The organism is Clostridium sp. CS1-1 (assembly GCF_056135525.1).
The window spans coordinates 1,277,623-1,302,230 of record NZ_CM148680.1 but is presented as its reverse complement, the minus strand read 5'-3'; the positions used below and the strand labels follow the sequence as shown (position 1 = coordinate 1,302,230).

The window sequence follows — 24,608 nt, the reverse complement described above, 5'->3', positions numbered from 1 at the left end:
ATAAACTTCTACCTAAATAACATATTATAATATCTTTCAATCTTTCCCTCTAAATCTAATATACTTATAAATCTCGATTCTCTAATGTATTCCTCACCATTAATAAAGAATATAATAGTTGGAATCGTAAAAACTGAAAATTGGCCAGATACAGCCGGAATTTCAGATATATCAATCTTTATACTTTGTATTTTTTCATATTTACTAAGTAACTCTTCAATCTTAGGCATCAAAACCTTACACACACTACAATCTTCTGAAGATATATAAATTAATGCTAAACTATTTTCTTTTATAAAACTGATGGCTTTCTCTATCGAATCTACTTTTCTCATTCTATCACATTCTTTCCTGTTAAATCTAACTATTTAATCTCGTTATACAGCCATTAACAACAAAATCCTTTTCTCTATAAAGAGATTTCTTTTGACAAAAAAATATATATGTTTATTTATTAATTTTATCATATAAACCAATAACGTTAAATAATAAAAGGCGTTAGGTATGTAAATATTACAATCCTAACACCAAATATAAAAGCTTAAGAATCTAAAACTCTTTGAACCTCTTTTACCAAAAGTCCAAATACCTCCTTGTTTCTGTTATCCAAAGCCCAGTCAATGAATATATATAGTGCATTTAGATAAACTTCATCTCTTTCTAATTTGCTAAGAGGATTAATTAAATATCCCATCTGGTAAGTTAATAAACTTGTTATTTCCTTGCCTGAATAGACATCTTTTAACGCCTCAATATATGCTGAAAGTTCCAATCTTAACAAGGTAAAAAATACTTTAATAAAAAAATCATTTTCCACTTTTTCGGAGGATATTTTTATATAATCTTTATTAAGGGAGGATATTTTTATTGTACCCATATTTTCTACAATAAATTCTGTTTTAATATTATTTTTGTTATTAAATTTACTTAAAAAATAAATATAATTTTCAAACTGTGCTTCCGTTAACACAAATTTGTTAACAACTAATTTAGCATTTTGCCTCTTTTTAAAACATAGGTTAAATAAGTTTTTCCCTTGAATATTTTTTTCTGTAGAGATAACCATGCTGTCTGTTAGCCTATCTAAAGTTCTGTTGGGTATTAATTTTACTCCATACTCAAACCTTTCACCTTTATGATTTTTAGGTAAAATAAAGCTATTTATTTTCATAGTATCTCCCCATTTCAATAATAGCTTATGTGATTTTGAGCCGAAAAAAACCTGTTTTTTATTATATTAAGTGTACTAAATACCCATTGATAAAAATTAAAACCATCTTATTTTTGCCATTTATTCTACCACACAATACTATTCTTCTACTATATTAAAATCAACTTTTTCATTATTACAAAAATAATTAAACTCACAAAACTTACAATTTTTAATATATAAATCCTTATTAAAGTTCTCTTTAAAATCATAGTTATTTATGCTAGAAATAAGCTTTTTGATAGCTTTTTCATTTTCATAATGTTTATTATCTGAATAGTCTACTATAAGTTCTTCCTCTTCATATTGTGGTTGCCAAAATATCATCTTTATATTTTTAGCCTCATCCTCTACTTGTAAAATTTCCTTGGCCCTCTCTTTTAAAACGTACATATAAACAATAGTCTGAAACCTTTTTTCTATTTCCTTATGTGTAAGCTTCCTATTTTCTGTTTTCCAGTCCCATATTTCTATTTGTCCCTCTGGCTTTATAATTATTAAATCATATTTAGCTTGAAGCTTAATATCGCCTTTTGCCATCTTTATTTCATACTCAGGTAAGTATATATATTCCTTTCTTAGAGGCATTTTGCTCTTAAGCGCTTCCGTCCACCTTACAAGTTCCTCGCTGTCCCCAGCCACACCTAAAGGAATGTTTGAAAAATATCTTTCGCAAATCAAGTGAAAATCTAATCCTACCTTCATACTGCCATAAAACTCCACATCCATAGGCGAATCATTTCTCCAGGCTATATCCTCCATATACTTTAATTTGAATTTTAAAGGACACTTACTAAATGTATTTAAAGAGTTTTGACTATAATAGAAATATTGTAACCTTCTCACATCAATCATTTTTATCACTTCCAAATTTCTATATCATATTAATTTAACATTGTCTAAATAACATTATTTTGAGATAAATCTTGCTATAAGAAATTCCTTATCATAACTTATCTTCTAAGACTCGTCGTTTCATTTACCACAAACTTTTCCATAACTTCAAAGTATAATGAAGGCTTATCCTCCATTTTGCCCCTTTTTTCCTTATATGCTACCAAATACAAATACTCCTTTGCTCTAGTTACAGCTACATATAACAATCTTATTTTTTCATTTAAAATATCTACCTTTGCTTGAAGAGGAGGGTTATCAAAAACTTTTTCTCCAATAATTCTTTGTATTTCAGCCTTTCCAAAAGCTACAGGGTTTTTAAATTCATTTTTCAGGTAATAGTAATCAGACCTAAAGTTAGCACTTAATAATGCTGGAAAGTTATAATCCGTTAGAGATAATATAAATACACAATCCCATTCTAGGCCTTTTGATTTATGACAAGTAGCTACAGTTACTCTCCCTGGCACTGGCTCATAACCTTGAAGATCATATATTATATCAGCAATATGTTTAAATACTGGATTTTTAATATTTAAAAGTTGCTCAGAAAGTTCATCTAATGTCAAATTGGGATTGTACTTTACTTCATACCTAACATATGAAGCTACTGCATGAACCATTGCTTTATCTTCTACGCTTAAGTTTAATGAAGTCCCTATGTATATAATTAAGCTGTCTAAGGAAGTCTGATTGTAGTTTACTATTTTATTTATGATATTTAATTTTTCTTTCAATATCTTATACAGACTACCTTTTATGATTCTTTCAGAAAACTTAAACGTGTCACATAGCAAATCTTCAACTCTATTCTTTAGTATAAATTCTATCAGAATATCTTTTTCTTCGCTATTTTCCTCTATGAATACATCTATTAAAGATTTAAGTTTGTAAATATTATCAGGCTCTCCTAAAAATGCAAGGATATATCCTAAAATGTTAGTGACTTTGACTCTTTTTTCTGCAGTGTTTGAAAGCTCATCACATTCTATATTAAGCTTTCTAAGGTCTTTTGCTATCTCACTTACATGGTTATTAAAAGGAACTAATACTCCTATAGTTTTATTCGGAAACTTATTCTTAAACCTGATAATTCTTCCTATTGTATTCTTCTTAACTTCGTCCCATGAATTTAAACAGAGTGACTGTATTCCATACTCATCTATTTCCGGATTTTTAAAATCCTCCAAACCTGATACTAGTCTTAATTTTTGATTAGCCAATGCTTCTCTGCACATTTGAACTGGATGACTCTCTCTTGTATAGTCTACTAAATAATTTGCTAAATTAATGATATTTTCCGAGCTTCTTCCAGCCATATTCATAACATATTTTTGATTAGCTATTCTGCAAAAATCCGCAAAAAACTTAGGATCAGAGGAGGTAAACGTACCCATTATACTTTGATTAAGATCTCCAACTCTAACCAAATTTTTGCTTTTCTCTGAAAGTAGTGATAACATCCTACACTGCACTAGATTAGAGTCCTGGCACTCGTCCTCAAATATAAAGCTATATTTACTCTGAAACTTGTCTCTTAGCTTTTCATCTATTAATAGTGCTTTATAAGATAATATAAGCAAATCATTATAGTCTAAATATCCTTCCAGTTTTAATCTTTTAGTATAGAGTCTATAAATCTCGTAAATAATTCCTATAATACTACTCTGTCCAAGAACTCCTCTCTGTTCTCTAAGCTTATCTGGTGAAATGTCATTTAGCTTTAATTCACTAATTAAACTGTCAGCCACACTAAAAAAATTTTTCCACCAGTCTGCACCCTTTTGTTTATAACCCTCTCTAGCGCGGTCTGTTAAAAGAGATTTAAATATTTCCTCTCCACCTCTAACTCTCCACTCATCTATGCACTCACTCAAATAGAAAACTTTTCTTATATCATCCAGTATTCCAAATTCCTCATTTACTCCTACAACATCTGGCCTATCTCTTAAAATTTTCATAGCTAGACTATGTATTGTCATGACTTCATAATCATTAAATGCAGTTATTCCTTTTTCATTTAATACTGAGGATATTCTACTTTTAAAGTTGTTTACTGCACTATTCATATATGTTACTACTAACACCTTACCTGGTTTATGCCTTTTCTCTTCTATTATTTTGGCCGATAAGTTCGCAACAATAAAGGTTTTACCTGCTCCTGGTACTGCTGGTATCGCCATAGTTCCACCTGTATATTCCATTATAGGCTGTTGATCCTCTCTAAATCCCATCAATATCTCCTCTCTCGCTCATAATATCCATAATAATCTCTGATAAAGAGCTTTGTTGTTCATAACCATTTACAGAGTACTCACTTCCATAGAAATACAACTTTTTATTACATTTTCTCATAAGACATCTAATTACAGAAACTAAATTATTCTGTCTGTTTCTCACCTCTATTTCATCGGTATATACATCGTTCATATACCATGTCTTTCTTAGTACATAGGCATTTGTAAGTTCCTTTACATTTCTTGGTGTCCAGGTATTACTATTTATATCTGTCCAAATCTGAATTTTACTATTGATATTTGAAGTTAAAAAGCTATATGGACTCGTTATAACTACACTATTTTCTCTTAATTTTATCTCTTCTAATTCTCTTAAAGAGTAGAAGTCTGAAGCCTCTCTTTTAATAAACTCTATAAACTTTTCTTCTGGATTATCCATCTTGTTAAATTGCAAAAGAATTCCAATAAACTTCTCTGCCGTTTCACTTAAGTTCTTGCATATAGATATGTTCTCTCTAGCTTTCGGGAGGGTAATAAGTAGTTCTAAAAAAGCTCTTCTAAATAACTCATCTAAAGGCATTCTTCCCATTTGAGTATTGACTCTATATTTATCGATCCAGTTTTTTAGATACTTATATCTTTCTGTCTTCTCAAAGCCTATTCTATCCACAATGTCATTTGATAACACAAGCAATAATTTATCTTTTACTGCATTCTTAGAAAGTATAGATGCTCTAATTACATCTATTTCTAGAATAGTTCTAAAAAAATTTCTATAGTCATCCACAGTAAGCTTGATTTTAATAGTATCACTACATAGATAGGCTATTACTATTAGGCAGTGAACATATGGGTTATCAATAAGCCTTTTTTTCTTAGAAGTATCAAAAATATTTATTCCCTCACTTTTTAATCTATTCTCTATCTCCGAACTTAATATAAAATCATTAAAAGGAGATATAATTACCACGTCTTCTGGGTTGTTCCCTTCTAAAATGAGTTCTTTAATTTTATCTCCTATTTTTTCTATCATTTCACTTCTTAACTGTGACGATATATCAAAATATACTGGTATTTTGCTTTCCCACCTAGAAATAATATTTAACGTTCTTTCGTTTATTTTATCTGCAAAATTTATGAATTGATCATTAGAAGAAAAATGATCTTTCAATTCAATTTTAGTACAATTGTATGGCAGATTTTCTTCTAAGTATATACTATCTGCCCCATAAAAATTACAAAATCCACCTTCCGGATTGGTAAACAAATAAGCTTTTTCTGTATCCTTTGTTAATATATTTATAAGTTCTAATTGTGCTGGTGAAGCTTCATCCAAATCATCTACTATAATATATTTTATCTTCTTCAAATGTTCTAGATAAAGTGAATCTGTTAGAAGAAAGCTATTATATAAATAAACACTAATACCATAGTCTACAACTCCCTGGCTCAAGAATCTATTTATGTACCTGTCTATTACATCATCCATCTGATCATAGTTTTCTTTTTGAATGCCTTCTTTGACTTCTAAAGAATTGTATATTCTACTTCCAATTTCCTTTAAATCCAGTAAAGACAATGCTGCTTTGCTAATATTAGAAACTAAGTCTGCTGCAATTCTGTTTGAAGTCGAAGTGATGTTTATAAAATATCCCTTTTTTCTAAAAAAATCTACCAGAATCTCCATCATATAATTAGCTGTATCTGCTGACACAAATTCGGGCCTTACCTTATCCTTCTTTATTTTAAGGCAGTTTTTCTCTACTAACGGCCAGTACTTTATAAGTTCTTTTCTCACAAAGCCTTGATATGTAAAAACCTTTGTTTCTGATAAATTTTCGAGACATAATTCCTTCTTCCAAGTTAATCCCTGGTGCCTATTCATTATCAAAGCTAATATTTCATTAGTATTAATTTTGTCTTTTTCAACCAAGTTCTTATATGTTTTTATTGCTAATGTTGTCTTTCCACTAGCTGATTTACCACTAATTAATGCATATTTTTCAGTGTCCATATTATTTAACACTTTATTTTCTACTTCAAAATACTCTATTTAAATCACCTCATTCGTCAGATTTATTAGATTATCACCTGATGTGATCTAAGCTTCACTTCATACACACTCTATTTTAGCACACATATTCACAAATATCGGATTATAAATTTCACTTTTATTTATTTAAATTCCAATTTGGTCATTAACCTCCAAAAGCACATTACTATTACACTTATTCTCTTTTAAAATATTATAGTGTAGTTATCTAAAAAAATAGGATTATTTTTCTAATAACTAAGAATTAAATTATAGTAACCCATCATCTGAATCACTTTTAGCTTTATTAATAAACTCATGTATATTTTTATCTATGTATATTTTTTCTTTTTTAAATATTGCCTCATCATAATCACTGATAGGAATTTCCTGAGAATCGTATAAAACATGTTCCATTCTAAATTTATTATCATCATCTGTATTTATCATCTCTTTTTTAATCACACCAGGAATATTTGAATTTGTAATCTTCCAGAGAGATTTACTATGAATCTTATTTTTAGGGTTTTTATACTTATGTTTTATAAAGGTATCATAATCTTTAATATACTTTAAGCCATTATTATTAAAAATAACTAATCTAAGGCCAGTATAATTCCCACTTTCTATTTCAAACTGTCTAATAATATGAATATGTTCTCTTCTCCTATTAGAATACATTTTATCACTTCCAGGCTTTTAAATAATTTCAAGAATAAATATATAAACTCTTGATAATAATTTTCAACTGATATATAATATCAATAAGGACACTTAATTAATATCTTGGTGAAAATTTTTAAATTTTTACTATCTCCCATTCCCCTAAGTATTGTTACTATTTTCAAAGTTATCTAAGTATTTTTCTGACTTAAAGTGACTTCTATAAAAGAGTATTAACAATCTTTTATAGAAGTCACTTTTTATTCGATAATTAAATCTCTAAATTTATTCAAGCAATAATAAATAGCGTTTATTTCGGCTTCAATTTTTACGCTCTACCCCTGATTTTGTATATACTTCTATATAGTCTCTTTCGAGACGTTGCCTATACTACAAGCAAAATAGCCATCTGACCAAAAAGTTCGTTCTTTCCAAAAATGTTTCCTTAGAATATCTGAATTGCTCCCGATTCTCCATATCCTATAAGTTAAAATTTGCTTGAACCATCTTACAATATCTAAGATATACATTGTAGGTTTGTAGTGAACCAGTAAATGAATATGATATAAGATGAACCATTAATAGATGTTTACTATGGTTTTCACTAACACACTTCATGTGTCCAGTTCAAACCTTTCTTAAATTTGTAAGGAATAAGAAGATCTACTCTAGGAACTTTCTTAATCTCCTTCAATGCAATATATTTCCCTTCATTTTGAGTACCTTTGACTGTATATATTTCACCCTCAAATTTAACCAAATCATTTGGTTGATAGAAGTATTTCTGTTTCCTAATCCTTCTTTGACCTTTAGAGATCTTTTGTCCCCTGTATTTTCTTAAATTTTCAGTGTTAAGATTCTTATTTCTAGTTCTTCTACCATTATTTAAATCTCCACCACTAACTTTTTCACCAGCCCTAATATCTATAACATTTGAATCATAGAATTTCTCTAAGCTTCTATTACCTAGCCTATCTTGAACTACAGAGAAAATATCTTTACATCTCAATTGATGAACTCCTTTTGCTATAGCAAAAGCATCGTTAGAATGGCTTTTTTCTATATTATTCTCTATTCTATGATTTTTTGTGATATATCCATATGTAGTTGATATATTGGAATACTTTGATTTTAACTCCCTTACAAGATACCATCGAACCATACTCATAAATGTAGCATCCCTAAATCCTTTAACCTTCTTACCATTTTCACACCAATCATATAAAAATTTGCCTTTCTTGTGATTAGGTGAGGTATGACACTTATCACACAAAGTAATAAGATTACTCGGTGCATCCGAACCACCTTGACTTTTAAATCTTATGTGGTGAATCTCTAATATTTGTTCTTTTTTCTTATTCTTACAATTAGGATTTTGACATTTGTGACCGTCTCTATGCAACACATATTCACGTATGTTCCAAAAACCTATCATGTCACCTTCTTGATATTGCTTTCCACTTATAGTATCATCTTTCATTTTCTGAATATCAAAGTTAGCAACTTCAATTATTGTTCTTTTAATAGGTAGAATGTTATTCAAATAATCTATAAATTTAATATGAGTATCCAACTTATGTTTTAAGCTTGGTGCTAACCAACCTTTTTTCTTAGATTTAGCTCTATTATTCCACCTTGGTTTTCTATGCCTCAATCGACTTCTTCTAACTTTTCTGTATGAAGATTTCTCCAGAAGTCTATCTTTCATACTTTTTAATAATTTAACCTCACCTACAATATACTCTTTTTGCTGAGAAATAGCACTGAACCCAATGTTCAAATATCCACTATCAACTCCTAGAGTTATAGGTTGCACATATTCAGTCTTTGTTTTGTATGTAAGTTGAATCACAAGAGGTCTTAAACTTGTAACCTTAGCTCCTCCTTGTTTTAGCAGTTTTCTCGCTTTCGCGTTCGATGTTGGCATCAAAGGTTTTCCCTCGATACTATTCAAATACACCATAAAAGTCAGTCCTTTTAAATTAATCTCGCCTGAAGGCGGTAGGCTCCCTTCGCTAATGTTATGAAAGGTTTCAAACGAGCAACACTTCTCCTTGCCTCAGAGATGTTTAATCACTCACCGCAGTGTTCAGAGCTTGGGAAACACTCTGAAGTGCCTATACATTCTAACATAACGTAGTTGATTCGCTGTGCACAACACATTCCGACCAACTAAAGCTATTCAATCATCAAATAGCGAACTAAATGATACTATCTTAAAGAAACAGCAGCTTGCAATTACTCACAAGCCACTATCCCTTTAGGGTAGTGGTTATTGACCTATTGATGTATATCTTCAACTCCTCTATTCTCTTCTCACTTACCTTCTCAATTTTGAATACTATGTTTTCATACTCTACAGTATGTTCTTCATCATCTGTTGGAATACTTCCTATAAGATCAACAACAAATCCTCCTATAGTATCTGAATTGTACGATTGCAAATTAAGATGCAAAAGCTCATTCACTTCATCTATTGATAAAAGTCCGCTAACTATGTAAGTGTCAGGATCTATTTTCTTTGTCAATTGTTCATACTCATCATATTCATCAAAGATATTCCCCATAACTTCTTCAATTAAATCTTCAATAGTGACAATTCCAGAAAATCCTCCATACTCATCTATAAGAATCGCCATATGGTTCTTAGTGTTTTGTAGTTCTTTAAATAGTATATCTATATTCTTATTTTCTGGTACAAAATAAGGACTTCTTAGTAATTCTCTTATATTTATTTTATCAATGTTATACTCCATTATTGGAGTAAATAAATCTTTTATATATAAAATACCAATTACATTATCAATATCTTCTTCATATACAGGCACCCTAGAATATTTCTCTTCTAAAACCTTCTCTACAATTATATTGCTAGCAGTATTTATATCTATTGCAAATACATCAATTCTTGGGGTCATTACTTCTTTTGCTAATGTATCATCAAACTCAAATATACCATTAATCATTTCCTTTTCAGTTTCATTAAAGAGTCCATTTTCCTGACCTACTTCTATGAGCGATCTAATCTCCTCTTCCGATACTTTTTCATCTAAATTTTCTAAATTCATCCCAAAAAGCTTAATCAAAAAATTTGTAGACGTAGAAAGTAATTTTATAAAAGGCTTAGCTACCTTTGATACAAATAAAATCCATTTTATAGAAAACATAGCTATGACTTCTGATTTTTGCAACGCTACTCTTTTAGGAAATAATTCTCCAAATACTAGAGTCACATATGCAAGTAGTATTGTAACTATAACAACAGAAATTCGGTCAATATAAGGAATATTAAACCTACTCAATGCTAGCGCAAAACTCTGAGAAACAGATGTAGCAGCAGAAGCACTGGCGAAGAAACCGGCAAGAGTAATCCCGACCTGTATTGTTGAAAGAAATTTGCTAGGCTCCTCTAACAGCTTTAAGATTATTTTTGCTTTTTCATTTCCTTCTTCAGCTAAATGATTTATTCTATTTTTATTTAAAGATACTATGGCCATTTCTGAAGCTGAAAAAAATGCATTTATAAAAGTCAATATCAATATTAGAATAAGCTCTGGTATTATGCTGGTATTAGCATTATTCATTAGAGGCCCTCCTTAAAACTAAGATACTACTCTATATTAAAGACAAAATTCATAACTGAATTGGTTAAATTGAGATATTAAACACCTATAATTACTCTGAAAATTCATTTACCTTATAATTAATCGCATTTTAATCTGTATTAGTTTGCTAGATTTTATATGGATTTCAAACTTTAATTTGAGTATTTGTAAAAGATTCTTTATTATATTTTTACAAGATAGCATTATTAATATTCTAATAAAAATAATAAAACAGTAATTAGACCTTCATTTAAGTCTAACTACTGTTTTATACGGATATTTAATATTTTGCTTTTTGGAGTAAAGTACAATATTATCTAATATATTCATCATAAAGGTTTTAACTGCCTACAAATAAAAACATCAATGGTTCGAACCATTGATGTTTTTATTTTTTTAATTAAATGGTGCAGGTGAAGGGAGTCGAACCCCCATGCCTAAGGCGCTAGATCCTAAGTCTAGTGCGTCTGCCAATTCCGCCACACCTGCAAATTAGTTGGTGGCTTACCGGGGAATCGAACCCCGGACACCATGATTAAAAGTCATGTGCTCTACCGACTGAGCTAGTAAACCATTTGGCTGGGATAGCAGGATTTGAACCTACGAATACCAGAGTCAAAGTCTGGTGCCTTACCGCTTGGCGATATCCCAATGTGTTGTTTTCTTCACTCCACATTTATATATTATAGCGACAAATAATTTGTTTGTCAACAACTTTTCGATATAATTTTATCCAAAATGTAAAAAAATAATACATTTTTTTATGTTTTGAATTGCCAGTATTATACAGAATAATTTACTACCTTTCTAAATAGCATATTATCGCTTCAAAGCAAATAAATTCACATTTTCATATGCAAACCATATACTAATATATAATCAATTTTATTGGAGAAAGAAATGATTACTTCAATAAACCTAGACTCACCTAAAAAAAACACTCAGTCAAAAATAAATAATATAATATTTAATCACAAAATAAAAAACTTAAATTCAAAAAAGCATACTGTAGGTTTTATATTATTCTTATACTTGGTATTGAATTCGAAATGTGTATTGGCGAAAGAAACCTGTTCCTCGAATGAAATTTTAAGTTTTTATGATTCTCTAATTAATTTTTTTCAGACAATAGGGTATCCTACCATAGATTTAGTTTTCCAGGTTATTAGAATTCATAACCCATTATTAAATTATTTTAAATACCATAACTAAGAATGGCAGAGTTAACCTCTGTCATTCTTAGTTATAAGTCTTAAAATAGGCTTCCATTATAACCCCAATCTTCAACTTCTCTAAAGGTTATATAAATGCTGTCCTTAGGTATTTCTAATTCCTTTTCATACAAATCACATATTAATGATGTAACTTTGTTTTTATTTTCTCTTTCTGCTTTTCCAATCATCTCAACTTCAATAAAAGCGGCCTTTTCCTTTTTAACACCTCTAAAGTAAAGAGCGTGACTATCATCAAACCCTATCATTAGCCACTCTTCACTTTTCCCAAGAACCTCACTCATTATTTTGCCAAATTCGGTTTTTATAGTTTCCTTTTTTTCCTCAGTTAATTTCAATGTTGTTCTGGAATTTATGTATGGCATGTGTTTTCCTCCTTTTTTTGTTTCTTTTGATATCTATTCGTAATTATTACATCATAACTATTAATTTCTTTCAAGGAACTTTTTATATAATTGCATAGATTTGGACATTATAATTATTAGTCTACGATTAAAACTCATTATGAAAAGCAGGTGTAAATATGTTTAAAAGAATTCATTATAACTCCCCAATAATATTAACATTTACTTTTATATCATTTGCAACACTTTTATTAGATATGGCTACTGGAGGCTTCTCAAACAATCTTCTTTTCACTAATTTTAGAACTTCCATTAAAGATCCACTTCAATACTTACGACTTTTTAGTTACATATTAGGTCATGCTAATTGGAGCCACTTTTCTGGTAATTTCTTAATTATTCTTTTAGTGGGTCCAATGGTTGAAGAAAAATATGGCTCGAATTCACTATTAGAAATGATTTTAGTTACCGCATTTTTAACTGGAATTATAAATACCCTATTTTTTAAATCCGGCCTTCTTGGTGCTAGCGGAATAGTTTTTATGCTAATATTATTAAGCTCTTTTTCTAACTATCAATCAGGAACAATACCGCTTACACTCGTACTAGTTACTTTTGTGTTTTTAGGTAAAGAAATTATGAATGGTTTACTGATAAAAGATAACGTATCTCAATTTGCACATATTTTCGGTGGTTTCTGTGGAGGGATTTTTGGATATCTAAGACATAAAGGTGACTTATAGCGCATATATCTGTAGTATCTTCAGACCAATTGATAATTTTAATTTTTGCCATATCAATTGACTAGACCCTGAAAAGTGTTGTATAATCAGTATTTGTGAGTATAAAGAAGTGTTCCTTGTTTAACCATACTGTATATTATATATATTAGAAAATTTACTATAAATCCGAACTTTGCTTTATTCTTAGTGATTATTTCTTTGCATAAGTTGAATATTTTTATTTATTTTTTTGACGTTTTTTTGACGTCAAAATGTATTTTAGGTAGTTACTTAAATTAAAGACATTAGGATAATTTTATCTCCTAATGTCTCACTTTTATACTTAATACATTATATGCTTTTTATTATTCGTATAGTTCTTGCTCCCTTATCTAGCTTTGTTATATATCCACCGTTTTCTAATCGTTCAACATACCCATGCACTGTTGATGAAGATTTTATATCTAATAAATTGCATAACTCCCTAATTGTTGGAGAGTATCCATAATCATTAATATACATTTCTATTGTACTCAATACATTCCTTTGTTTTTCTGTTAGCTTCTTAGTAGTCATAATATCCCTCTTTCCCCCTAATTAATTTTTACATTTTATACAGTATCCACTTATAAGTACTTAATTCATACTTCAATTCAAAAGGTTTAATAGTACCATTTATCACTCCCTGGCACTGAAATACAATCATATTATTACCTGCAAGCTTCTCCTTTGATTTACAGATTACCTTATCTATCTTTATTGTAACCTGCTCACAGTCTTCATTATCTATTCTAAATCTAACTGGATTAGGATTGCCAACTTTATCAAACCAAGCTACTACATCAATAGGCTTCACTAATATCTTCATAAATTCACCCCAAACATACGTTTCTAATCTTTATTATATAGGAACACTAGTTTGTAGCCAATGCCTTAATTTAACTTTTAATGTAAAAAGATCCTTGATAGGCTCCTTTAAACGCTTAAATTTCCTTATTATTTTTCTGGTAGTTCTGTGATAAATCTAGCATACTGATTACCATAGTTAATAACATTTAAGCTAGTATGAGGCTTTAGATTTAGTCCCTCCTCTACTGTAAATGGTGATATTTCCTCTTTTAGTAGTTCTAAATTCTCCTTCTCTGTACCTGCTATCATTATATAACTAATACCAGATGATTTTAGAGCTATTAATAATTCTCTCATTTGTTTTAGGTAGTGGCAGGTCATTATTAATCCTAACCTGTGTCTCCTAAATTCTGTAACATGGTTACTAAGAAATCTAGCTGTCGTAGGTACTTGGTGGACCTCATCAAAAATTACATTACATAATCTAGCATCTTTATTATTCTGTCTCATCTGAACAGTTAGCCACACTCTGCTAATATAGAAAGTAGTTAGTATATCCCTTACTATGATACTTGGAAACAGGTATTGAGGTACTTCTATAAATATACTCTTACCCTCCTCAATATATCTAGTTAGGTCCTGTTTATCATCTATCTCTGCTTTTAACATAGCTTTTAGGTAAGGATTTTTCTGTAGTAGGGTTATTCTATTTGTAATACCTACAACTAAATCTTCTCTAGTACCTACTATTTTATCTTTACTATCCCTCTTATGTAATTCATTTATGTCGAAGAATATATCATCATCTTCATCAAAGCATTTAGAGTATTTTGCATATCTTATAGCCTCATTTCTTTTATCCCAACGTCTTAAAACTTCGAACACATCATTAATTTTAGCTTTTGGCCTGATAAAAGTTACCATACATGCAGCATGAAGATATCTAAGCATAGGTGCTGTTAATTCTCCTGTACTTGCATCTGTTACTGCATTTATTAAATATTCAACTTGCTCTGCTAATAAATTAGCCAGCCTAACTCTATCCCAACTATCCATATCCTCAGTAATCAATTTAGTAACCTCATTATATGCTAATGCAGGGATGTACCCTTTCTCTCCTAATCTGATAATTACCTTCTCATTATCAGATATTACCTCTGCTACTTCTCTAGCCGTTTCGCATGCCTCTATAAAATCTATAACAATATTACTGTAACCTGCTTTATGACAATCTTTTACGGTACGCTTCAACGCTGTTGTCTTTCCTGCATTTTGTGGACCTACAAATAGTTTAGCTAAGGCCATAACATTTATATTTTCACACCATGTAGTTAGTAACCTTTGACCTTTAAGCCCAGAATAACCTATTCTGACCTTACCATTCAGTAGCTCCTTTGGAATCTCAACTTCTCTCGTATCTATGTTTTGTATCTTATATTCGCTTTGCAAATCCCTTTGAGGTAATTGAATTAACTTAGCTACTTCTTTATCATTCATTATACACTTATTACTTGTAGATACATCAAACTTCATAACTTGTTTAAATACTAACTCCTGTTCATTTTTACTTAAAGGGCGTATTACTAGCTCATTGTCTAATGATATATCTTTATAACTATTAGCTACTGAAAGCATATTTAACTTAGCTCTGTTAGAATCACTACTCTCTGATAATACAGTTATTTTAACCTTAAAAGCTTCAGATGTCATTTTATAGGTAGTCGCTGGTTGCAGTCCTGTGTACTTTAAATCTTCCTTTATTCTTTCTAAGCTGTCTAATTTTAGGTCAAACTTAGGAACTTCATCTTCCTTTTTCTCACGTATGACTATTCCAAATACACTTTCAAATAGTAACATTTTATACTCTATAAATAACTGAATTGCAGCTTCTACACTATTGAAACCTAGTTTCATTAGCTTTTCTTTTGTGCTCATTTCATTATTTCTGACTTTACCCTTTTGATACATCTTGAATTCATCTTTAGCAACACTTATCCAGTTAGTTCTTCTAGTAGGCTCTATCGCTATATTTACTCTAATTTGCTCATCATCCTTTAACATTCTTAGAATCCCCATCATATTTGTTAAAGGAAATAAGCCTTTTTTACTTGTAGATAGGCTTTTAAAACTATAATCTTTCAATACTACCTCACATAACTCTGTTTTCTTCTCATTTAATTTAGGAATGTTAGATGAAGCTATCTTACTTATCTCTGACTTATTCCATGCTGTTTTCATTTTACCTTCTATCAATTCAATGTAGTCATTATTTAGAGTTAAATAAAAGTTAGCTTGATTTTTCTTAAATATCATATCAAAATAAGCCTGTCGTGGAGTGCTATAACTACCTTTAAATATGCTTATCCTTTGTTTTGGGGTTAAATACATAGAAGCTAACGAGTGGGCTATAATGTCATTATTTGAATTATCTATAGTATAGTCAGGTATAATCTTATATGTTACCATGTCCTCTGGAACTATATTTATAAAAGGTAACAGGGATTTTTCACCCTGTTTAATCCTACTACTTACTAATTGCATGTACTAAACACCACCCTTAAAATACCATATATAATTATTGATAAACTAGTTACTTTTGTATCTAATCTTCTATTGCCAAACATCATTATAAATACACCAACTATGGCTACTGCCACAAACAAATCGTCATACTGCAGGACAATATAAATAACACCTTGTATAACCTTTAATAAGATTATACTTACATCATTTAATACTTTGTCTATAGCTGCATCACATACTTTATTTACCTTATCAGCTATCATACTGTCTATTTTAGCAATCCAATTCACCATTATTCTACCCCCTAAAAATGTATCCCCCTTATAATTTTAAAGATGTATGGTATCCACTGAATTCCTATGAATCCACCTATAGCTCCTTTTATTGTTTTCATTCCCTCGTTTTCCTCACCAGCCATAATCTTCATGAATCCTTTAACCATAAAACCGTATGCTACAGGTTCAGCAAGATCTTTAAGTACATCTATTAATGGTTGCAAGCTATCAGTAACTGTCCCAGCATGAACTACTCCACCATTTAGTCCTTCTGCAACTAAAAAAGCTATAGCTCCAGATTTAACAAGTAGTTTATTTACATCTATATCAAAGCTTTCAATCTTTCCATTAGCCTTAACTCTAAAACCAACTATTTGCATAAACAAGCCCCCTAATCATTTTTATAACTATCTAATATTGTCTTTATTTGCTTGTGACTTAATATTAAGCCGATTAAAATTCCAAGAGATAACTTTGTAAAGAAACTCATTTTCATCCTCCAAATATTAATAATTTGTTAACTTATCTTAAAAAGTAGCAACTTTTCCAATACCCTTCATAAGCTGTAGTAAAGCGTTACTTACAGCGACTTAGAATATCTACGTCCTAATGCATAAAAGCATAAATTACGAGCAAAATACTACTAATATCACATGAGGAGTTGGTAGTATGCCATGGATTATAGCAGGTGTCATTTTATATATATGGTCTCAATCTTAACCAGCTTATAAGTGCTGGTTTTCTTTTTTTCTACATCTTTATCAAATCCAACCAATCTCATGAGTTCAGAGCCTTCCTTTGTCATCATTCTCCAGTGTTCATATTCTCCACATTCACCTATAAATCCAGTGAGTTCCGCAGTAGTCCATCCAATAAAATCTCCATCGTAAACATCAATAATTTCACCTTTATAATGTTTCATGGTATGATCCCTCCCTTATTTAAATTTAATGTTACAGGTCATTAACTCGCGTTGTAGCTCTGGGAGAGCTATGATTATTTTGAATTGCTTATATTACAGAAGTGATTCTTGATTATATAGATTTAACTTTCTTTCTTACTTTTTTCCAAGTATTCTAAGTAATGTTCTATAGCATCCTTAACAAAGTCGCTCTTTTCTTCCATGTTGTTAACTATTGTATATAACTTTATATCTCTACTGGTTTGCTTAAAACTTACTGTTATTCTTAGCAACTCTTTCATCTCCTTTTCGCCTTCTTTACTAATAATATATGTATGCTTTTCGTAAAAGTTGCTTACTCGAAAAAATTTTTTTCATATATTATATTTATTTTTCACTCAAACAATTAAAGGGTAAAAAAATAAGGCTTATTCAGCCTCATCAAACCATATATCTTCTATTTTCCTATTAAGAGCTTTTGATATCTTAAATATTGTCTCTATATTACCCTGTTTCTTATTTGATTCTATTGGATTGTAAGTAAATACACTAATCTTAAGAATCTCCTCAGCAAATTCCTTTTGATTCATCATATATTCTCTCATTCGTATAGCTTTAAGATTGTTCTTCACCCCATATAAACCACCCCATATCTAATTTTTTATGCATTATATTTCTTTGATTTAGTTTCAAAAGGTTTTAAAACTTCAAGTTCTCCCTGTTCATGCAACTGTTTAATTATTGTACTATATAATTCTTCCCACTCTTCTGGAGATGTTATACCTATCCGTTCCTCTTCATCTCTATGCTCTTCATAATAATATATAGACTCCCTTCGTACATCTCTTAATGCTTCTAATAACATCAATATTTCAATATCACCAAATTTTAAATTCATAACTCTTCTCCACTCTATAGTATTTTAGTTTATGTATATATTCTATAGAGTGTTTATAATTTCCTTTTTATTACAAAGAAAAGAGCCAGTAGAAAATCTACCAGCCCTCCTTTATGCTAGAATTCTAATGGACACATACATCACATGGATCTCCATGTCCGCTATTTATTGCATCTTGTACACTTCCACTAAGTATAGTCTTACTTCTAGCTAATGTTCTACAGCTTTGTGTGCTATGATAAGACTTTCCTTTTGGTGTAAAGTAAACTGTTCCTATAGCAGAAGGCCCAGCACTATTTTGGTTTACTGCTGAACTACTATTTGAACTGGTAGAACTACCAGAGCTACTTGAACTTGATGAGTTGCTTGATGTAGAAGAACTACTACTTGAAGAACCATTTGAAGCACTGCTTGGGACTGCTTTATCTGTGTCCCCTTTTGTAGTTCCGTTTGGATCTATAGCCCATAGTCCTTTGCTTGCATTTCTAGCATCTGCAGCATAGTTTTTAAAGTACTCTGCATATTTAACGTCTGGTGCATATGTAGATTGTTCAGCATATCCATTTAGCAGCAGATTAGCATTATACATTTTTGTCCTTATTTCTGCATCAGTTATTTCTGTAGGGACATCTAACCATATATATCTTAGCAATCTACTGTATCTATCAGTTTCACTAACATCTTTTTCTACATATACTGTTTTGCCTGTTAATTGCGATTTAGTATAATCACTTGCTTCTTTCCCGTACTGTTCATGCTGTGTAGTGCTTTCTGGTGTATTTATCCCTATTAATCTTACTTTACTGCCGTCTGAAAGCTCTACAGTATCTCCATCAACTACTCTGGATACTGTTACTTGCTTAAAATTAAGCTTTGCTATCATACTAGATTTTTGTTGCTCTGCTACTTTTGCTTCCTCAGCTTTCTTTACTTCTTCCTTCTTAGCAACATCATCATTTTGTTGCTGTTCTACTTTTGTATTTTCTGCTTGTAGCGTTTGCTGCTCTGTTGCTTGTGGACTCGTGTTAAATAGTCCTACACCAAACAACAATATGAAAGCTAATCCTACAGTAATTAAACCTTTTATTCCTTTGTTCCATGCTCTAAATTTTTCACTTCTCTTATACAGATAAACTCCTCCACCTAAGGCTCCTAATACAGCTATGCTTCCTGCTAACTTAGTAGAAATTCCTATTAAAATAAAAAATACAATAATAGCCAGTGGAATTGATACTATCTTTTTTCTTAAAAATTACATTACATCCCCTCCTGTATATAGTGTCGAAATAAATTTCTCTTTGTTAATTATTCTACATAAAGATTAAGTTTCCTTTTTAAGGCAAGAATTAAGATGAGGTGATGATTTTGAAAGAAACTTTTGAGATACCTGTAAAGATAAAAATTATAAATGAAAATAAGACAATTATTAAGAATTTGATTAAGAATTTGATTAAGAATTTGATTAAGAGTTTGGAAGCTATACAAGCTATAGATGAAAATACTGCTGGACTTATTGTTACTGCTCCTGAATGCATGGACTTAATTTAAAAGGGGTGATGGTATTGGAATTAGATATAATAAAAGTAATGTGTTACGGGTTTGGAAGTGCAATTATAATGTTATTTGTATACGCGACAGTACTGGCCGGGTTTTTTATAAAGCATATAGTGGATGAGAATAATGAAGAGAGTTTTTAATAGTAGGTGTTAATTAATTTTAGTGTCTATTATTTTTATGTATCTAAGTTAATGGTACAACCTATATAGTAATTATATTAGAATTAAGTAGGTGGGAATGATGAAAAACTGTAAAGAATGTATCTATAAGAAATGCTTAATGCGTACAGATAAAGAGTTTGAAATTTGCCCAGTAGAAACTGCGAAAAGAAATTATGAGAAATCACGAGAAGGTGCTAAATGATACTTTAAAAAGTTCTTATGAAGTGACGAAATTGTAGATTATGACGATTTAATTATATCATAGTATTAGAATTAGGAACGCCGAACCGTACCATAAATGACGCAGACTTTTTTATATAGTCATTGCAGACTAGAGGCTTAGCAAAATACCAATATAATAAGTAATAGTAATAAAGGCTAAATAAAGGAGGACTTACTATAAAGTAAGTCCTTGATACATTTTTTCTGAATATTATGAAACGTGCTAACTGTGGTGGAGGGAGCATCTTAACCAGGGCAAAGTAAATCTGGTGCAGTCGATATGTGTAAAAATATACCACATGACTGAGTAAGTTTCCATAATGCAGCCTATTCTTATCTCATTAGTAGTTGGTGAACATTATAAGAAAAAGCGAACTTAAATAATTAAATTGCTACTGCGTCATAAGAAATCTCCGCTCGAAGCATTTCAGTTTTTACTCTTCGGATACCCCATAACCCTCAGGTGCAGGGATACCTTTTTCAGCAGCTCGGCTAACTGTTTCCCATTCCTCCCAAGTAACTATTCGTTCTGTTAATGTGTTTATAGCTAAATCGTAGACCACGCTGCCAAGGATAAGCCTAAGAGGAGGATTGTCACTATTTACTAATTTCATAAGAGCTTCTGCAGCCAGTGAAGGGTCGCTATCTACAGAACCTTCTGAGTACTGTTTAGCCAATTCTTCACGTAGCGTTCCGTATGAGTCTAATGGATTGCTGTAACCCATTGAGGTATATAAGTCTGTCCAGTACCCGCCAGGTTCTACTATAGTGAGTTTTATGCCAAAGTGAGCTGCTTCTTTTGCTAAGGCTTCGCTCATTCCTTCTATAGCAAATTTACTTGCACTATAAATACCACTCATAGGACCTGAGATAATTCCACCGATACTGGAAATTTGTATGATATGTCCAGAGCCTTGAGAACGCAAATAAGGCATTACTGCCTGGCATACCCAAAGAGCTCCAAAAAAGTTTGTCTCCATCAGGTTTCTAGCATCAGATTCGCTTAGTTCTTCAATCATACCTAAAGTCATTATGCCCGCATTGTTAACAACAACATCAAGCTTCCCAAAATGTTGGACTGCTGCTTCAACCGTGGAAAAAACAGCTTTTCTATCTGTGATATCTAGTTTCAATGGCAATAAAGTATCTTGATACTCTTCTTTTAGCTTTTCCAATTTGTCGATAGTTCTTGCGACTGCTACAACCTTATCCCCAGCTTTCAGAGCAGAAAGGGTGAACGCATATCCAAGACCTTTACTTGCTCCTGTAATAAACCATATTCTTTTATTTTCATTATTGTATGTCATAATATCTAATCTCCTTTACTATTAAATACTTGTTCAAAATTGAAATAAAGCATTGTTAATTCCAAACTTTTTAACGCATTTTTTGCACCTCATTTACATATTAAATACAAAAAGCACAGGCTAGCTACCTATGCTTTAAGTAAACGGAAGAATATGACAAAAATCACAAGAATTCCTTATTCTACAATAGCAAAAAAAGTTATCCTTGTTGATTTAGCCTATAATCACATAACATGACAAAATACTTCTCACTAATCTAAGAACTTAAGTATAAAATACACCCCTCTTATAAGCTTACACAAGCAAAAATAAAGAAATGAAACCTTAAATTCATCTTGATTAAGAAAATTTTATTTGTTTTTCATTAAGTACCATTCTATCTTTAAACAAACACACAAAGGATAGATTTGTCTCTATCCCTAAACGCATTACATAAACTCCGTTAATAAGGGTTCTTAAAAATAGATAGACTAATCCCGATTACCCTACACATGGGTAGAGCCTTTAAGTACTATTCAATTAGTTACATAAAGCATATAATCGAGATGAAATCCACATTTTTAAGCAACCCTCCATTCATTAAAATCAAACATAGAGTATCATACAAATTAAACTTTTGCAATACCTTTTTATAAAATATCAATTAAAAGTTCTTTACAAACTAAATACATTAAGTGATATCAACACCAATTTTTCCACTTTTGTTTCTTATTCTAATTCATGGTCTCTTACAGCAATAATTTGATGTATGCATATAATATATAAACTCTATTGTTATGATTAGTACATAATGTTCTTATTTTGTAGCATATCAAAAGCCTGCATCAATTAGACACAGGCTTTTTGCTATAATAAAATTCCCCTAAAAGTAAGGGTGTTTAGTTTATGAATTTTTATTATGTGGTTATAATTTAAGATACCTCGATTAAAATTACTTTATTCAAAACTCTAACTAAATACATAGAGTTGATAAATAGCCTTGGCTTAGTCTAGGGCTATTTGTTTTTTGCATAAAATAAAGCTAGCACTTAAATATCATAAACTTAAAGATAACATCATATTTATGTATTATATTGATTATAATTGATTGTAATATGAGTTGAAAATATTTGACATTCGTTTATAATTATAATAAGAGGAGGGAAATAAGATGATAAAAAATTTTATAAGAAAGTTCCATATACTTTTTTCATACGTAGTATCTTTTTTATTTTTCCTATCCTTATTTACTTTTTTTATCACTCACTTATTTGAAATAGTAATGCCCTCTGCTTATGTTGATTATGCAAATGCTATTAATTTAATATTATTAGTATTTAATATTTTGTTATCTTTATTTATCACTTTTAGGTTATATACTCCTTCTAATTATTTTCATTTTTATAATGATGATACTTTGAGAAATCAATAATATTAGACGCATTTTGTTTATTTATTTCTAGGTTTTCTGATGATTTCTCAATTTCTTTTTGGCTAATTAGAAGTTTGTTCATATCTAGTTCTGATATTTCCTTCTCTTTTTTAGTTAAATCTAACTTATCTGATTTTATCTTAAGATTATGTTCTCTCCATTTCATTAAAAGCTCTGCGGCTGATTTAAATTCAATTGGTCCTATTTTGCCACCAGTTACACTAAACCAGATTGTTGCCATTGCCAGAATAAATTTATGGGACTTCAATAGCTCTATTGCAGTGCCACCATAATGTTGAACGCTCAATATTAAGTCTCCTGGAGAATTTAAATTAGCCTTTGTAGAGACTTTAATATTGTCATTTAATATTTTAAACATATTTGAAGAGTTATACATAAATGAAGATAAATCAAAAGCATCAATTTCACCTTTTTTCTCTACGTTAAATACCATATTTATCTTATCATTCCGATAATAAAGATTATAAATAGAACTTAAAATAAAGTCACTGTATTTATTTATCTCACTTAAACCATGATATGATGCTAAGACTTTGTATAAGTTTATATTTAGTTTGCCTCCATCAATAATCTTTAAAATTGATATTCTTCTACGTTTTCTATATGGGCATTTTTCATTAATACCATAGTCTATATGACTATCAATCCTATCAATTACTTCAACCTCTTCTTTATATGTACATGTAGGATCTTCATAATAATCCCCTACAGTAGCGAATGCTATTTGCTGATTTTCGCTACTTGGTATCATTATAATATCTCCTTTTTTTATTTCGCAAATAAAACGTATACATTTGTTAAGAGATTGAGATAGCTGTTTATTCCTAGGATATTTTTTCTCAATATCTTTTTTGAGTCTATCCCTTACAGCTTTTTCACTTTTCTTGTCTTTTTGAGATGTAATATTTTCAACCTCTTTATACGTAATATTATTCCAACCAAGTGCTATAAACTTTTCATTAACAAATTCATCAAAGAAAAAACCTTTCTTACTTCTTACCATCCAAAAATTTATCGTTGAACTTATATTTTTTATATTAATACTTTCAAGTATTTTATTTATATTATCATTTTCCACAGTCTTTCATCCTCCGGTATAGCCAAATTTCTTGTATTTCACTATATCTGTGCTATAATAAAGGTATCTATAATGAAATACATTGAATTTTTAGAAACCACTACTGATTTGGTCGTCAAGGTGGTTTCTTTTATTATATTGTAAAACCTTTTACCAAAAAGGACAAGTATTTACAAAAAATAAAAAATCCCCTAGGTGTTAACCTAGGGGAGAAAATTACTTATCTGATAGTCCAGGGGTACTAGGATCTATTATAATCCCCAACATAGTAAGCACTCCTAAAATTGCATTAACTAACTCATTATAGTTATCTGGGATCTGAAAGAGATTAAATGTCTTTCCCATAAGTGCAATAAAAGCAACTACAGCCAACCAGAAAGCTTTATTTTGTAGTCTTTTCCTTATATCCATACATATCACTCCCAAAATTTATTTTTATAAACTAAAAGAGAGCCTTTTACAGCTC

Annotated in this window: 27 protein-coding genes and 3 tRNA genes; 4 read left to right on the top strand and 26 right to left on the bottom strand. The window is 30.3% G+C overall.

The genetic code is table 11. The features are described from left to right. Window positions 1–8 precede the first annotated feature (8 nt). The 13 genes from AC0N0V_RS05885 to AC0N0V_RS05825 all read right to left on the bottom strand — a co-directional run bounded on the left by AC0N0V_RS05885 (window position 9) and on the right by AC0N0V_RS05825 (window position 12,238). The gene (locus AC0N0V_RS05885) at window positions 9–368 is read right to left on the bottom strand and encodes a thioredoxin family protein (RefSeq protein ID WP_474464460.1); all 360 of its coding nucleotides are present in this window, start codon (window positions 366–368) and stop codon (window positions 9–11) included. Window positions 369–541: 173 nt separating this feature from the next. Further along, entirely contained in the window at window positions 542–1,171 is a 630-nt protein-coding gene (locus tag AC0N0V_RS05880; RefSeq protein ID WP_474462680.1) for a hypothetical protein, read from the bottom strand. Window positions 1,172–1,309: 138 nt separating this feature from the next. Continuing rightward, the gene (locus AC0N0V_RS05875; protein WP_474462679.1) at window positions 1,310–2,065 is read right to left on the bottom strand and encodes a PD-(D/E)XK nuclease family protein; all 756 of its coding nucleotides are present in this window, start codon (window positions 2,063–2,065) and stop codon (window positions 1,310–1,312) included. 98 nt (window positions 2,066–2,163) lie between these two features. Then, complete coding sequence (locus AC0N0V_RS05870; protein WP_474462678.1) at window positions 2,164–4,338, bottom strand: ATP-dependent helicase; 2,175 nt, start codon at window positions 4,336–4,338, stop codon at window positions 2,164–2,166. Continuing rightward, window positions 4,328–6,367 (bottom strand): UvrD-helicase domain-containing protein, encoded by a 2,040-nt coding sequence (locus tag AC0N0V_RS05865; protein ID WP_474462677.1) that lies wholly within the window; start codon window positions 6,365–6,367, stop codon window positions 4,328–4,330. Before AC0N0V_RS05865 ends, AC0N0V_RS05870 begins: the two co-directional genes overlap by 11 nt. A gap of 276 nt (window positions 6,368–6,643) precedes the next feature. Further along, window positions 6,644–7,054 (bottom strand): hypothetical protein, encoded by a 411-nt coding sequence (locus AC0N0V_RS05860; protein WP_474462676.1) that lies wholly within the window; start codon window positions 7,052–7,054, stop codon window positions 6,644–6,646. A 341-nt stretch (window positions 7,055–7,395) separates the two neighbouring features. Further along, entirely contained in the window at window positions 7,396–7,587 is a 192-nt protein-coding gene (locus AC0N0V_RS05855) for a transposase (protein WP_474464458.1), read from the bottom strand. Between the two features lie 53 nt (window positions 7,588–7,640). Next, window positions 7,641–8,999: an RNA-guided endonuclease IscB gene (iscB, locus tag AC0N0V_RS05850; RefSeq protein ID WP_474462674.1), complete on the bottom strand. Its 1,359-nt coding sequence runs from the start codon at window positions 8,997–8,999 to the stop codon at window positions 7,641–7,643. 289 nt (window positions 9,000–9,288) lie between these two features. After that, window positions 9,289–10,620, bottom strand: a complete 1,332-nt coding sequence (locus tag AC0N0V_RS05845; protein WP_474462673.1) for a hemolysin family protein — start codon at window positions 10,618–10,620, stop codon at window positions 9,289–9,291. Window positions 10,621–11,046: 426 nt separating this feature from the next. Continuing rightward, window positions 11,047–11,130, bottom strand: a tRNA-Leu gene (locus AC0N0V_RS05840). Window positions 11,131–11,138: 8 nt separating this feature from the next. Then, window positions 11,139–11,214, bottom strand: a tRNA-Lys gene (locus AC0N0V_RS05835). 3 nt (window positions 11,215–11,217) lie between these two features. Further along, a tRNA-Gln gene (locus AC0N0V_RS05830) sits at window positions 11,218–11,292 on the bottom strand. A gap of 601 nt (window positions 11,293–11,893) precedes the next feature. After that, entirely contained in the window at window positions 11,894–12,238 is a 345-nt protein-coding gene (locus AC0N0V_RS05825) for a phenylpyruvate tautomerase MIF-related protein (RefSeq protein ID WP_474462672.1), read from the bottom strand. Between the two features lie 158 nt (window positions 12,239–12,396). Between AC0N0V_RS05825 and AC0N0V_RS05820 the strand changes: the two genes are divergently transcribed. Beyond that, window positions 12,397–12,960, top strand: a complete 564-nt coding sequence (locus AC0N0V_RS05820; protein ID WP_474462671.1) for a rhomboid family intramembrane serine protease — start codon at window positions 12,397–12,399, stop codon at window positions 12,958–12,960. A 330-nt stretch (window positions 12,961–13,290) separates the two neighbouring features. Here AC0N0V_RS05820 and AC0N0V_RS05815 read toward each other — a convergent pair whose 3' ends face one another. The 10 genes from AC0N0V_RS05815 to AC0N0V_RS05770 form a co-directional block, all read right to left on the bottom strand. After that, window positions 13,291–13,515, bottom strand: a complete 225-nt coding sequence (locus AC0N0V_RS05815; RefSeq protein WP_474462670.1) for a LexA family protein — start codon at window positions 13,513–13,515, stop codon at window positions 13,291–13,293. A gap of 28 nt (window positions 13,516–13,543) precedes the next feature. Next, window positions 13,544–13,807, bottom strand: a complete 264-nt coding sequence (locus tag AC0N0V_RS05810) for a hypothetical protein (RefSeq protein ID WP_474462669.1) — start codon at window positions 13,805–13,807, stop codon at window positions 13,544–13,546. Window positions 13,808–13,935: 128 nt separating this feature from the next. Further along, the gene (locus tag AC0N0V_RS05805) at window positions 13,936–16,329 is read right to left on the bottom strand and encodes a hypothetical protein (RefSeq protein WP_474462667.1); all 2,394 of its coding nucleotides are present in this window, start codon (window positions 16,327–16,329) and stop codon (window positions 13,936–13,938) included. After that, window positions 16,320–16,604, bottom strand: coding sequence for a hypothetical protein (locus tag AC0N0V_RS05800; protein WP_474462666.1), 285 nt, complete (start codon window positions 16,602–16,604; stop codon window positions 16,320–16,322). Before AC0N0V_RS05800 ends, AC0N0V_RS05805 begins: the two co-directional genes overlap by 10 nt. 11 nt (window positions 16,605–16,615) lie before the next feature. After that, complete coding sequence (locus AC0N0V_RS05795) at window positions 16,616–16,966, bottom strand: hypothetical protein (protein ID WP_474462665.1); 351 nt, start codon at window positions 16,964–16,966, stop codon at window positions 16,616–16,618. A gap of 311 nt (window positions 16,967–17,277) precedes the next feature. Continuing rightward, window positions 17,278–17,508: a hypothetical protein gene (locus tag AC0N0V_RS05790; protein ID WP_474462663.1), complete on the bottom strand. Its 231-nt coding sequence runs from the start codon at window positions 17,506–17,508 to the stop codon at window positions 17,278–17,280. A gap of 122 nt (window positions 17,509–17,630) precedes the next feature. Beyond that, complete coding sequence (locus AC0N0V_RS05785) at window positions 17,631–17,780, bottom strand: hypothetical protein (RefSeq protein WP_474462662.1); 150 nt, start codon at window positions 17,778–17,780, stop codon at window positions 17,631–17,633. Between the two features lie 135 nt (window positions 17,781–17,915). Next, the gene (locus tag AC0N0V_RS05780) at window positions 17,916–18,119 is read right to left on the bottom strand and encodes a helix-turn-helix transcriptional regulator (protein ID WP_474462660.1); all 204 of its coding nucleotides are present in this window, start codon (window positions 18,117–18,119) and stop codon (window positions 17,916–17,918) included. A 29-nt stretch (window positions 18,120–18,148) separates the two neighbouring features. Further along, window positions 18,149–18,385: a hypothetical protein gene (locus AC0N0V_RS05775; protein ID WP_474462659.1), complete on the bottom strand. Its 237-nt coding sequence runs from the start codon at window positions 18,383–18,385 to the stop codon at window positions 18,149–18,151. Window positions 18,386–18,509: 124 nt separating this feature from the next. Continuing rightward, window positions 18,510–19,433, bottom strand: coding sequence for a thermonuclease family protein (locus AC0N0V_RS05770; RefSeq protein WP_474462657.1), 924 nt, complete (start codon window positions 19,431–19,433; stop codon window positions 18,510–18,512). Window positions 19,434–19,750: 317 nt separating this feature from the next. Between AC0N0V_RS05770 and AC0N0V_RS05765 the strand changes: the two genes are divergently transcribed. The 3 genes from AC0N0V_RS05765 to AC0N0V_RS05755 all read left to right on the top strand — a co-directional run bounded on the left by AC0N0V_RS05765 (window position 19,751) and on the right by AC0N0V_RS05755 (window position 20,305). Then, the gene (locus tag AC0N0V_RS05765) at window positions 19,751–19,933 is read left to right on the top strand and encodes a hypothetical protein (RefSeq protein ID WP_474462656.1); all 183 of its coding nucleotides are present in this window, start codon (window positions 19,751–19,753) and stop codon (window positions 19,931–19,933) included. Between the two features lie 14 nt (window positions 19,934–19,947). Then, window positions 19,948–20,082 carry a hypothetical protein gene (locus AC0N0V_RS05760; RefSeq protein WP_474462654.1) on the top strand — a complete coding sequence of 45 codons (135 nt, stop codon included), beginning with the start codon at window positions 19,948–19,950 and terminating at the stop codon, window positions 20,080–20,082. A 100-nt stretch (window positions 20,083–20,182) separates the two neighbouring features. Beyond that, window positions 20,183–20,305 (top strand): hypothetical protein, encoded by a 123-nt coding sequence (locus tag AC0N0V_RS05755; RefSeq protein WP_474462653.1) that lies wholly within the window; start codon window positions 20,183–20,185, stop codon window positions 20,303–20,305. A gap of 454 nt (window positions 20,306–20,759) precedes the next feature. Here AC0N0V_RS05755 and AC0N0V_RS05750 read toward each other — a convergent pair whose 3' ends face one another. The 3 genes from AC0N0V_RS05750 to AC0N0V_RS05740 form a co-directional block, all read right to left on the bottom strand. Then, window positions 20,760–21,632: an SDR family oxidoreductase gene (locus tag AC0N0V_RS05750; protein ID WP_474462652.1), complete on the bottom strand. Its 873-nt coding sequence runs from the start codon at window positions 21,630–21,632 to the stop codon at window positions 20,760–20,762. A 1,364-nt stretch (window positions 21,633–22,996) separates the two neighbouring features. Then, window positions 22,997–24,142 carry a hypothetical protein gene (locus AC0N0V_RS05745; protein ID WP_474462650.1) on the bottom strand — a complete coding sequence of 382 codons (1,146 nt, stop codon included), beginning with the start codon at window positions 24,140–24,142 and terminating at the stop codon, window positions 22,997–22,999. 216 nt (window positions 24,143–24,358) lie between these two features. Beyond that, window positions 24,359–24,553: a phage holin gene (locus AC0N0V_RS05740; RefSeq protein WP_474462648.1), complete on the bottom strand. Its 195-nt coding sequence runs from the start codon at window positions 24,551–24,553 to the stop codon at window positions 24,359–24,361. Window positions 24,554–24,608: the final 55 nt, after the last annotated feature.